15 protein-coding genes are annotated in these 11988 nt (G+C 39.8%); all 15 read left to right on the top strand.

The genetic code is table 11. The features are described 5' to 3' along the window. Positions 1–2: 2 nt before the first annotated feature. The 15 genes from BLU33_RS18700 (at position 3) to BLU33_RS18630 (ending at position 11982) form a co-directional block, all read left to right on the top strand. Positions 3–539 (top strand): DUF3341 domain-containing protein, encoded by a 537-nt coding sequence (locus BLU33_RS18700; RefSeq protein ID WP_091376578.1) that lies wholly within the window; start codon positions 3–5, stop codon positions 537–539. Continuing rightward, a complete protein-coding gene (locus BLU33_RS18695) occupies positions 523–1107 on the top strand; it encodes a c-type cytochrome (protein ID WP_091376575.1) in 585 nt (194 codons plus the stop codon). Before BLU33_RS18700 ends, BLU33_RS18695 begins: the two co-directional genes overlap by 17 nt. An 11-nt stretch (positions 1108–1118) precedes the next feature. After that, on the top strand, positions 1119–2372 hold the full coding sequence (locus BLU33_RS18690; protein WP_091376572.1) for a quinol:cytochrome C oxidoreductase: 1254 nt from the start codon (positions 1119–1121) through the stop codon (positions 2370–2372). Between the two features lie 48 nt (positions 2373–2420). Beyond that, complete coding sequence (locus BLU33_RS18685; RefSeq protein WP_091376569.1) at positions 2421–3614, top strand: cytochrome c oxidase subunit II; 1194 nt, start codon at positions 2421–2423, stop codon at positions 3612–3614. Between the two features lie 16 nt (positions 3615–3630). After that, on the top strand, positions 3631–5514 hold the full coding sequence (locus BLU33_RS18680; protein ID WP_172829265.1) for a cytochrome c oxidase subunit I: 1884 nt from the start codon (positions 3631–3633) through the stop codon (positions 5512–5514). A 94-nt stretch (positions 5515–5608) separates the two neighbouring features. Further along, complete coding sequence (locus tag BLU33_RS18675) at positions 5609–6670, top strand: COX15/CtaA family protein (protein ID WP_091376565.1); 1062 nt, start codon at positions 5609–5611, stop codon at positions 6668–6670. Next, positions 6667–7542: a heme o synthase gene (gene cyoE / locus BLU33_RS18670; protein WP_091376563.1), complete on the top strand. Its 876-nt coding sequence runs from the start codon at positions 6667–6669 to the stop codon at positions 7540–7542. Before BLU33_RS18675 ends, cyoE begins: the two co-directional genes overlap by 4 nt. Beyond that, a complete protein-coding gene (locus BLU33_RS18665; RefSeq protein ID WP_091376560.1) occupies positions 7539–8117 on the top strand; it encodes a cytochrome c oxidase subunit 3 in 579 nt (192 codons plus the stop codon). Before cyoE ends, BLU33_RS18665 begins: the two co-directional genes overlap by 4 nt. Before the next feature lie 19 nt (positions 8118–8136). After that, entirely contained in the window at positions 8137–8871 is a 735-nt protein-coding gene (locus BLU33_RS18660; protein WP_091376556.1) for a cytochrome c oxidase subunit 3, read from the top strand. A 19-nt stretch (positions 8872–8890) separates the two neighbouring features. After that, positions 8891–9238, top strand: coding sequence for a cytochrome C oxidase subunit IV family protein (locus tag BLU33_RS18655; RefSeq protein WP_091376553.1), 348 nt, complete (start codon positions 8891–8893; stop codon positions 9236–9238). Next, on the top strand, positions 9238–9939 hold the full coding sequence (locus BLU33_RS18650) for an SCO family protein (RefSeq protein ID WP_091376550.1): 702 nt from the start codon (positions 9238–9240) through the stop codon (positions 9937–9939). The genes BLU33_RS18655 and BLU33_RS18650 overlap by 1 nt, the downstream gene beginning before the upstream one ends. A gap of 98 nt (positions 9940–10037) precedes the next feature. Next, the gene (locus BLU33_RS18645; protein ID WP_091376547.1) at positions 10038–10610 is read left to right on the top strand and encodes a DUF420 domain-containing protein; all 573 of its coding nucleotides are present in this window, start codon (positions 10038–10040) and stop codon (positions 10608–10610) included. A 24-nt stretch (positions 10611–10634) separates the two neighbouring features. After that, the gene (locus BLU33_RS18640; protein WP_091376544.1) at positions 10635–10913 is read left to right on the top strand and encodes a hypothetical protein; all 279 of its coding nucleotides are present in this window, start codon (positions 10635–10637) and stop codon (positions 10911–10913) included. 21 nt (positions 10914–10934) lie between these two features. Next, a complete protein-coding gene (locus tag BLU33_RS18635; RefSeq protein ID WP_091376540.1) occupies positions 10935–11342 on the top strand; it encodes a DUF983 domain-containing protein in 408 nt (135 codons plus the stop codon). Then, positions 11320–11982: a DUF2461 domain-containing protein gene (locus tag BLU33_RS18630; RefSeq protein ID WP_091376537.1), complete on the top strand. Its 663-nt coding sequence runs from the start codon at positions 11320–11322 to the stop codon at positions 11980–11982. The genes BLU33_RS18635 and BLU33_RS18630 overlap by 23 nt, the downstream gene beginning before the upstream one ends. Positions 11983–11988: the final 6 nt, after the last annotated feature.

Here is an 11988-nt window from a genome sequence, read left to right as displayed (position 1 = left end):
AAATGAGCAGCACTAAATTTATACTGGGACTTTTCGAAGATCCCGATGAAATGATGGACGGAATACACAAACTGCAACAAAACAGTATTCCTATTTACGATGTGTACACGCCGATGCCTATCCACGGTATTGAAGCAAAATTGGGTATAAAAGATTCCCGCCTGGGGTATGCTGCCTTTATGTTCGGCACTTTGGGTGGTACTGTAATATTCAGTATTATTTACTATGCCCTGGTGCATGACTGGCCAATAAACATAGGTGGTAAAAATGCATTTGCTATCCCGGATTTTGTTCCGATCACTTTCGAATGGACCGTTTTATACACCGCTTTTGGTATAGTTGGAACATTCTTTTTCGCAACGCACCTTTTCCCGGGCCGTACACCAAGGGTAATGGATCTCAGAGCTACAGATGACCGCTTTGTTATCGCTATCGATGCAAAAGGAAATACACCACACGAGGATATCACTAATTTATTAAAAGAAGCCGGAGCTGTTGAAGTAAAGCATAACGACAGAAAATATGTTAGCTATGAATAAAATTAAAATATTAGGCATAACGGTTATCACTATTGCTGCTACGGTTGTAATTACATCGTGCAAAGATAAAAGGAGCACCGGTTGGGAATACGCCCCTAATATGTATGAGCACATCGCATACGACCCTGATCAAAAGAATGACAATTTTAAGGATGGTAAAACAGCACAGGTTCCGCCTGCTGGTACTACACCTATAGGTTTTGTTAGGTTTGATTATCCAAACACACATGATGGCTATGAATTAGCCGGAACTGAAGTAAAAAGCCCGCTGCCACAAACTCCGGCTAACTATGCTGACGGTGAAGTATTATTCGCACACTTCTGCTCTCCATGCCATGGTTTAACTGGCCAGGGTGATGGTTTAGTAGTTCAACACGGATTTCCGCCTCCGCCATCTTATTCAAAAGGTCAGTCATCACGCGGTGGCGCTATGAAAGATTTAACAGACGGTAAAATTTATCATACTATTACTTACGGCTTAAATGCTATGGGCTCTTATGCCTCACAGCTTGCCCCGGACGAACGCTGGAAAGTAATTATGTATGTTCACCATTTACAAACATTATAAGCTTATTTTAAATGAACACTCATAATAGTTTTGACGAAAGATTTGTTTTTGAGGGCAAAGCCAAAACCTGGAGCTTAATTGCTATTGCTATCGGCGTTATTGCCATAATAGCAGGTTTTTTGGTTAACGCCGACCGCACATTTTCAAACTTATTGTTGATGGGCTACTACTTTACGTGTGTTTGTGCTGCTGGTGGCGTTTTTTGCGCTATACAATATGCTGCGCAGGCAGGCTGGTCGGCCTCAATGATCCGTATCCCTCAGGCATTTATCAAGGTATTACCTATTGCTGCCGCTATACTTATCGTAATTATCGGAGCAGGTATCCACTTTACACATAATGTAGTTATCCATGGCCAAACCGTAGCCCAGCCATATTTATATGCACAATGGGCAACACCAGGTTTAACCGACCCGAAGAGTCCGTTATATGATCCAATGGTAACCGGTAAATCAGGATTTTTAAATATTCCATTCTTTTTTATACGCTTAGTATTATTCCTTGGTCTTTACAGCTTAATTGGCTGGATGCTGGTTAAATATTCAGTTAGCGAGGATGAGATAGGTGGAATGAGCAATTATAAAAAGAGCTTTAATGCTGCTTGTGTATTCTTGCTGATATTCGGTTTAACAGATCCATTATTTGGTTTTGACGCGATCATGTCATTAGAAGCCCGCTGGTATTCAACCATGTTTGGTTGGTATAACTTAGCAGCTTTATGGGTTAGCGGTTTAGCTGTACTTACACTAACAATGATCTTATTAAAAGAGAAAGGTTATTTCTCATGGTTAACTGAAGATCACATGCACAACATGGGTTTATATATGTTTGCCTTCTCTATATTCTGGACTTATGTATGGTTTTTCCAGTTCCTGTTAACATACTATGCTAACATACCTGAGGAAGCTGTATACTTCTATAAAAGATGGGAGCCGGAGTTTAAACCATGGTTCTGGTTAAACATTGTTATCAACTTTGCAGCACCATTCCTGATGTTGATGGCCCGTGATTACAAACGCAAATTCAACCTGTTAAAATGGGTAAGTATAATTATAATATTAGGCCACTGGCTTGATTACTATGTGATGATAATGCCTGAAACTGTAGGCCCTAAAGGCAGAGGTTTCTGGTTTGAAGAAGTGGGTATCTTTATTGGTTTCGCAGGCTTGTTTACTTTCCTGATGCTTAATGCATTGAGTAAGTTCAAATCACTGGTTCCTAAAAATCATCCGTTTTTGGAAGAGAGCCTTCATCATCACATATAATAATTGTTAAATTTGCAATCAAATACAGAATACCAAACAAACAATAAAATGGGATTCAAAAAAATTCTAAATTCTAAAAAAATATTTTCCCTTTTAGCGGTTTTTATGCTGACAGGCACTAACCTGTTAATGGCACAAACAGCAGCTCCTGCTGATGCTACCACTGCTGCTGCAGCTGATGATAAAACTGCTATGTGGATGGGCGCAGGTTACTATGTACTGCTTTTCCTGTTATTATGTGTAGTAATAGCTATTGTAGGCAAAATTCTTAGAGTTTATGACCTTACCCAGCAAATACAGGGTAAAAAGGAATTGAACTGGAATAACCTGATGGCAGTAATTTGCCTGGTATTCCTGATCTTCGGTTTATATGGTGCGTATTGGGAGTTTACTGTACAAGGTACTCAAACCTTGCCCGAAGCTGCATCAGCACATGGTGTAAAAATTGACGAGATGTTCACAGTAACCACTGTGCTTACCATGATCGTGTTCTTTATTACCCAGATATTGTTATTTGGCTTCTTATTCAAATACAAACACTCAAGCAAACGTAAAGCTTACTATTTACCACATAACAATACTATTGAAAAGGTATGGACAATTGCTCCGGCCATTGTGTTAACCATATTGGTCGTATTTGGCTTCTTCACATGGCAGGAGATCACCAATAGCGCAGAAGTTAAAGGTGATTTAAATATAGAAATTACCGGCCACCAGTTTGCATGGGAGCTACGCTACCCTGGTAAAGATCAGAAATTAGGTACTATTGATTATAAATTGGTTTCAGGTACTAACAAATTAGGGATCGATTTTAAAGATAGAAACAGCTTTGACGATTTACAGGCTGATACTTTGGTATTACCGGTAAACAGGTCAATCCGTTTAAATATACGTGCTCAGGATGTTATTCATAGCGTCTATTTACCCCACTTCCGTGTACAATTGAACGCGGTACCGGGATTACCTACTTTCTTTAAGTTTGTACCAACTATTACTACTGCCGAAATGCGTAATAAGTTAGATGATCCTAAGTTTGAATACCTGCTTTATTGCAACAAAATATGCGGTGGTATCCATTACAATATGAAAAAAGTTGTACGTGTTGTTACCGAAGCTGAATACCAGGATTGGATAGCACACCAAAAACCATATTTAACTGATGATTTGAAAAAGCAAATGAATATTGCTACTACAACTCAGTCAAAAAACGTACAACCAAACAGATTAGCGTTAAATAATTAATTCAAGATTAGCGATTATGTCAACATTAGCAGTTCACGATCACGGAGTAGTACATCACGAAGAAGGTCACGAACACCATAAAGATACTTTTATTAGCAAATACATATTTAGCATGGATCACAAGATGATCGCTAAGCAATTCCTGATCACAGGTATTACTATGGCGTTCATCGCGATGACCCTTTCTATCCTGTTCAGGATTCAGTTAGCTTATCCTGATAAAGCATTCCCTTTATTAGAAACTTTACTGGGCCGTTTTGCTCCTGGTGGCCGTTTAGATCCTAACTTCTACCTGTCGCTGGTTACTATACACGGTACTATCATGGTATTCTTTGTATTAACTGCAGGCTTGAGCGGTACTTTTAGTAACCTGCTTATTCCATTACAGGTAGGTGCGCGTGATATGGCTTCGCCTTTCATGAACATGCTTTCATACTGGTTCTTCTTTTTAGCATGTGTTATTATGCTAAGCTCATTCTTTGTACAAAAAGGCCCTGCCAGCGGTGGCTGGACGGTATATCCGCCATTATCAGCCCTGCCTAAAGCAATGCCTGGTTCTGAAATGGGTATGACCTTATGGCTTATCAGTATGGTATGCTTCGTAGCATCATCATTAATGGGTGGTATAAACTATGTGAGTACCGTATTAAACATGCGTACTAAAGGTATGGATCTTTGGAAAATGCCTTTAACTATATGGGCATTCTTCTTAACGGCTGTATTAGGTGTATTGTCATTCCCGGTATTAGTGGCAGGTGTTGTATTGTTGATATTTGACCGCAGCATGGGTACAAGCTTCTACCTGTCAGACATCGTTCTGAATGGTAAAGTAATGCCTTTTGAAGGTGGTAGCCCAATATTATTTGAGCACTTGTTCTGGTTCCTTGGTCACCCTGAGGTGTACATCGTAATCATGCCTGCAATGGGTATCTCATCTGAGATCATGTCGGTAAACTCACGTAAACCAATCTTTGGTTACCACGCGATGGTTTACTCACTGATCGGTATCACCGTACTATCATTCATCGTATGGGGGCACCACATGTTCGTTACGGGTATGAACCCGTTCCTGGGTGGTGTGTTCATGATCACTACGTTAATTATCGCGGTACCATCCGCAGTAAAAACGTTCAACTGGCTCGCTACATTGTGGCGGGGTAATATAAGGTTTAAACCAGCTATGCTATTCGCTATCGGTATGGTTTCATTCTTTATCTCTGGTGGTTTAACCGGTATATTCTTAGGTAACGCAACACTTGATATCAACTTACATGATACTTACTTTGTGGTAGCTCACTTCCACCTGGTAATGGGTTCGGCAGCTATATTTGGTATGCTTGCCGGTGTTTACCATTGGTTCCCTAAAATGTTCGGTCGCTTAATGGACGAGAAATTAGGTTACCTGCACTTCTGGTTAACATTTATCGGTGCTTACCTGGTATTCTTCCCAATGCACTTTATGGGCTTGGATGGTGTACCACGTCGTTACTATGCGTTCACCGAGTTTGAATCAATGCAAAAATGGTTATCAGTAAATACATTTGTAACCTGGGCGGCTATCATGTCGGCACTGGCACAAGTAGCATTCCTGTTTAACTTTGTTCACTCTATATTCTGGGGTAAAAAGACAACGCAAAACCCATGGCAGGCAAATACGCTTGAGTGGACTGCACCTGTTGAGCATATCCACGGTAACTGGCCGGGTGAAATACCTACAGTATACCGTTGGCCATATGATTACAGCAAACCTGGTCAGGAAGAAGATTTCATTATGCAAACAGTTCCTTATTCAGAAACTATGAGCTCAAATATTGAAAGCGATTTTGAAGATAACCCGGTAGGTTTAGCTGAACATACCAAATGGGCAAGTACACAAAGATCAAACGAAGAAGTAAAATAAATTATTGAGTGATTGAGTGAATTAGTGATTAAGTGAATACCGAATTATTTTCCATTCACTCCATCACTAATTCATTAATTCACTTATTCAATAAATGAGTACATTAATATCAAAAGATAGATTCCGAAAGATCAACCTCCTAACAATCGTTCTGCTCTTTGTTTTGATATTAGCTGGCGGAGTTGTCCGCAGTACAGGATCAGGAATGGGATGCCCCGATTGGCCAAAATGTTTCGGTGGCTACATCCCCCCAACAAATGTTGCTGATCTTCCTAAAGACTACAAACAGGAATACGTGGCAGGCCGCGTAAACAAAAATCAAAAGGTTGCCAAAATGTTTGATATGTTCGGCTTTGCTGAACTGGCACAACGTATCCGTGCTGATAAATCCATATTAATTCCCGAAGATTTTAACGTAGGCAAAGCCTGGACAGAATACATTAACCGCCTTATAGGTGCCCTGTCCGGATTATTCTTATTGCTTACCATGCTGTTCTCCTTCAGCTATTTTAAAGAGAATAAACTCATAGCCGCTTTAAGCTTTTTTAATTTAATATTGGTTGCTTTTCAGGCGTGGTTGGGGTCGATTGTGGTATCAACCAATCTTTTTGCATGGCTGGTAACCGTACACATGCTGGCAGCGCTGGCTATTTTGGCTATCAGTATTGCTACTTATCACATGGCAAAGGTTTACAGTAAAAAGAGCATCAGCATTAACCCTGTAGTACATGTGGTTACTTTATTGGTGCTGATATTAAGCATTGCACAGATAGCTTTTGGAACCGAGGTGCGTGAAAAGATTGATGAGGTGGCTAATCGTTATCAGGGCGGCTACCGCGAAAGCTGGATAGAACAGGCAGGCCATATATTTATACAACACAGGGATATAGCCATATTGGTATTACTGGGTAACGTGGTGTTATATGCATTAATACGCCGTACCTTTAGCCGGCATTCAATTCAACAGCAGATCATGAGTTTTACATTTCTGGTGATTATGCTGCAGATAGTGACCGGTATTTTATTGTCATATTGTTCGTTACCGCCATATGCGCAAACGGCACACATAGTTTTAGCAAGCCTTGTATTTGGCGCGCAATTTTATTTGATGCTTAATTTACATAAATCAGTTAGTTTACAGGGGGCGCATAAATGAAGTTGAGCGATTTTATAAAACTGATTAAACTCAGGCTAACATTTTTGGTAGTGTTTTCTGCTTCCATATCATTTTTGATAGGCAGCATGGCCAATACCAAAACAGGTGGAGTTATTAATTGGAAACATTGGGGAATGCTTATTGTAGGTGGCTTTTTAGTCACCGCCGCGGCAAACTGCTTTAATGAGATCATAGAAAAAGATTACGACCGCTTAATGAAGCGTACCATGGACCGCCCTATACCTGCCGGCCGCATGACTACTGGTCAGGCACTAGTATTAGGTTTGTTTATGGCCATATTCGGTACTTACTTATTAGGTAGTTTAAATTTAACTACAGGCTTTTTATCGGTGTTCTCTATATTATTATATGCATTTGCTTATACGCCTTTAAAACGTGTATCATCAATCGCGGTATTTGTAGGTGCTATACCGGGCGCGTTGCCACCACTTATCGGCTATGTAGCCGGTTACGGAACTATCGACCAGATAGCGCTGGTATTATTTGCCATCCAGTTTGTGTGGCAGTTTACGCATTTTTGGGCAATTGCCTGGGTGTTGGATGATGATTATAAGCTGGCAGGTTTCAGGCTGCTGCCAACCGGCAAGCGCGATTTTACAAGTGCATTAGTTACCTTTGTAATTACCATATTTTTAGTGCCGGTGAGCTGGCTGCCAACATATTACCATTTTGGCGGTTATTACGTTGGCGTGGTATCATTAATATGCAGTTTGTTATTTTTGTACCAATCATTTACGTTGCTGCGCACGCTCGAGGTTAAATCGGCAAAGCAGCTGATGTACGGCTCTTTTCTTTATTTGCCGGTGGTACAATTAATGTTTTTATTTGATTTTATAGGAAAAGGGAAATGATGGTTCAGCTACAGAAGGAAGATAAATTTAATTTTGCTCCTAAAAAATTCAACATGTGGATATTCATATTCACATCGTTCATGTTATTTGCCGCGTTTACCAGTGGATTTATAGTTTACAGCGGTGGTAAAAAACACGCTATAAATGTAATACTGCCGCAATCATTAATGTACAGCACTGTTGTAATATTATTGAGCAGTGTTACCTTGTTCCTGGCATCAAGGGCGGCAAAAAGCTTGTCATTCTCAAAGCAAAAGCTTTTTCTATGGCTTACACTGGTGTTGGGTGTGGCATTTTTCGCGTTGCAGCTGTATTCATGCAGCAAATTGATTGATATGGGGGTGTATTTTATTAACCCTAATGCAGCACAATCATTTGTATACGTATTTATTGCCATGCACTTAATACACATTATTGCGGCATTATTACTACTATTAAACACAATAAAAGGCAGTTATAGCGATATCCCACAGGCGAAGAACCTGTTTAAGATGGAAATGACATCTATTTTTTGGCATTTTCTAGATATTGTGTGGATATATCTTTATGTTTTTTTACTTTTGAACCAATATTAACAACACATATAAAGTACAGATGAGTACAGCAGCAGTATCACAAATTGATGAAGTAAAAACAACACCGTGGTCGGGTGGCAGGTCGCCATTTAACGTTGAGTACGGTAAAATGATGATGTGGTTTTTCCTGTTATCAGATGCGTTTACATTTTCCTCTTTACTAATAGCTTACGGTTCGCTACGTTTTAGCGCATATGCATGGCCAGAAGCATCACTTGTTTTTCAATCCGTTCCCGGGCTGATTGAACATGGCGCTCCATTGGTATTCGTAGGTATGATGACCTTTATCCTCATCCTTAGTTCTGTTACCATGGTACTAGCTGTTGAAGCCGGCCACCGTAATGCCCGTAAGGAAGTCGTTTGGTGGATGATAGCAACTGTAATAGGTGGTTTTATGTTCCTGGGTTGTCAGGCTTTAGAGTGGGCGCACTTACATGGAGAAGGCTTTTGGTGGGCGAGTATACCATCAAATCCTGAAAAGCTAAAAGAATTCTTTGATCCAACATTGCATTTAAGTTATGCGGCTCAGGTAAGTTCAGCGCATCAGTTTGCTAACTTGTTCTTTACCATAACTGGTTTCCACGGCTTTCACGTATTTACAGGCGTTATCATAAACATTATCATCACTGTTAACGTTTTATTAGGTACTTACGAAAAACGCGGTAGCTATTTAATGATTGAAAAAGTTGGTCTTTACTGGCACTTTGTAGATCTTGTTTGGGTATTCGTATTTACATTCTTTTATTTAGTTTGATCTTTTAACTCACATATATATGTCAACAGAACCTACAGAAGTTCATGCCGAACATGGCGAGCATGAAGGAATGACCAGGAAAAGAATCATGAAGGTATTTTTAATACTTCTTGCTATTACCTGTGTTGAGTTTTTTATTGCACTTGTTTTAGTGCCTAAGTATACAGAATTTGCGCATACCTGGGCAAACCCACTATATATTGGATTAACATTGTTAAAAGCATTTTATATAGTGGCTTTCTTTATGCACTTAAAGTTTGAAAAGACAAGTTTGATTTACTCTATAATAGTCCCAATTCTTTTTATAATCGGATTGATCCTGGTGCTTACAAATGAGAGCCACCACTGGATTACCCTGAGGATGTAATGAGCAAAACAAACATTCTAAAAAAAATAATAATCCTGGCACTAATATTAGCACTGCCGGGATTTTTATATTATTTGCTAACCGTAAAAGGGAAAAACAGGTATCAACCATTACCTTTTTTTGGCCCTAAGGAGCTTGCTAAAACAACGCACAAGGTTAAAGGGGTAGATACCCCTGACACACTATACCATACTCTGAGCGATTTTAATTTAAAGGATCAGGACAATAACCCGGTATCATTTAAAACATTTGAGGGCAAGATATTTGTAGTCAACTTTTTTTATACCCATTGCCCAACTATTTGTGCTGAGATGAATAAAAACATCAGCGTACTGGCAAATGGCTATGCTAAAAATAAGATGATCGATTTTGTATCGATAACTGTCGACCCGCAAAGAGATTCGGCAACAGTATTAAAACAATATGCTGAAAAGCTGAATGCCCCGGCAGGTAAATGGTTGTTTTTAACCGGCGATACCAGTACCATATATCCGCTGGCCCGCAACGGCTTTTTAGTAAATGCCCTAAAGGTCACCAATGACGATTTTATTTATAGCGATAAGATCATACTGATTGACCAGGCTAAACGAATCAGGGGCTATTACAGTGGTACTGATCCTGACGATGTAACCCGCTTGGATAATGAAATAAAAGTGCTGGTATCTGAAGTACTTCGTAGTAAGGACAAAGCAATGTATTAAGTTAGATTCAAGAGCCAAGATGCAAGAATCAGGAATGAGTCTTGCAGTAATGAAGCTTCTTGATTCCTGACTCTTAACTCTTGATTCTATATAAAAATATGACTGATAAATTTATATTCCGATTTGTAGCTGCGGTATCCATCTTTGTTTTTGTGGTGGTATTTATCCTGAGTTTAAAGGTTATACCCAAGCCCGCGGTAATGCCGGCCTTTATGCCCTTTTTGCCAAAGCTTAACGCCATATTAAATGGTACCTGTAGTGTATTACTGCTAATCTCGTTATACTACATTAAAAAGCTGAATATCATTATGCACAAACGCATCAATATATTGGCTTTTATATTATCATCACTTTTTCTTGTATCATACATCTTATTCCACTGGCTTGCACCCGAAACACGTTATGGCGATATCAATGGCGATGGCTTGTTATCTCCGGCTGAGATAGCCGCAGCAGGCAGTACTCGGTATTTTTATTACGTGTTATTAATAACCCATATTATACTGGCAGCCGTTGTTTTACCGTTAATATTATTGAGTTTTTATCGCGGCCTGCAAATGCAGGTGCAAAAACACAAACGCCTGGTAAGGTGGGCATTTCCTATATGGTTATACGTTACCGTTACCGGGGTTATTGTTTATTTAATGATATCGCCATACTACCATTTCTAAGTAAATATTAGCTAAATTTGTAATATGAAGAGGGGCCTTAAGATATTAGTTTTCATTGCTGCATTTGGATTGTTATTGTTAAGCCGTGAGCCTGTGAAGGCGCAGTGCGCTATATGTTCAACCAATGTGGCAAGCAATAAGCAAGATGGTGGCAAGCAGGCTAATGGCTTAAACCATGGCATTATGTATTTGCTGTTTGCGCCTTATATAGCAGTGGGTGTATTAGGCTTTGTATGGTATAAAAAATATCGCCGCAAAAATGTGGAGATCAACATTCCTAACGAGCGCCTGAATTTAAACTAACAACAGTTTTAATACTTAGAGATGCCTGAAACACCCAAAGCATGGGCAATGCTGCATGCTAAATGCCCGCGTTGCCGCAGGGGCGATATGTTTACCGGCGGGATGTATAATTTTAAGTCGAGCAAAATACATATCAATTGCCCGCATTGTAACATGCACTTTGAAATTGAGCCGGGATACTTTTACGCGGCAATGTATGTAAGCTATGCCCTGAATGTTGCTGAGATAGGCTTTTTTGTGTTGGCTACTTACTTAATAACACAAAACACCACTTCGCCATGGCTATATTTAGGTGTCATTTTTGCAGCATGTATCGCGCTTTCGCCTATTAATTTCAGGTACTCACGGGTGATACTTTTATATTGGTTATCGCCCAAAGTACATTACCAGCCATATTTAGATACTGATGATAAACCCGGCAACGCTTGATTTTTTAAAAGAACTTATTAAAAACAACAACCGCGAGTGGTTCCAGGAGCATAAAGGGGACTACGACAAAGCGCGTGAAAACATGATCGAATTTGCCACTAGCCTTATAGGTGAACTGCACAATATCGACCCCGGTATTGATGAAGCGCTCGACTCCAAAAAGAGCGTGATGCGTATTTATCGTGATATCCGTTTCAGCAAAAATAAAACTCCCTACAAGAATAATTTTGGCATAAGTATACCAACAATGGGCCTCAGGAATGGTGGGGTGGAATACTACCTGCACATCACACCCGGCGAATCATTTATAGCAGGTGGTTACTGGATGCCCGAGAATGATCACCTGAAAGCCATCCGCCAGGAAATTGATTACAATGCTGCTGATCTGAAAAAGATAATTGATGAGCCCGCTTTTGTGAAGCTTTTTGGCGATTTCAGGAACCAGGAAAAACTAAAGACAGTTCCCAAAGGCTATGAGGCCGACAATGAAAACATCGAGCTGCTAAAGCTTAAAAGTTTTGTTGTATGGCACAAAATAAAGGACGCTGATTTGAGTAAGGCCGATGCGCTGCAAAATGTTACGGCACTTTGTACCAAATTATACCCGCTAACCGTTTTTCTAAGAAACGCTCTCGCTTAAAATAAA

This window comes from Mucilaginibacter mallensis, assembly GCF_900105165.1.
Lineage (GTDB): Bacteria > Bacteroidota > Bacteroidia > Sphingobacteriales > Sphingobacteriaceae > Mucilaginibacter > Mucilaginibacter mallensis.
This window is presented reverse-complemented; position numbering and strand designations above follow the sequence as displayed.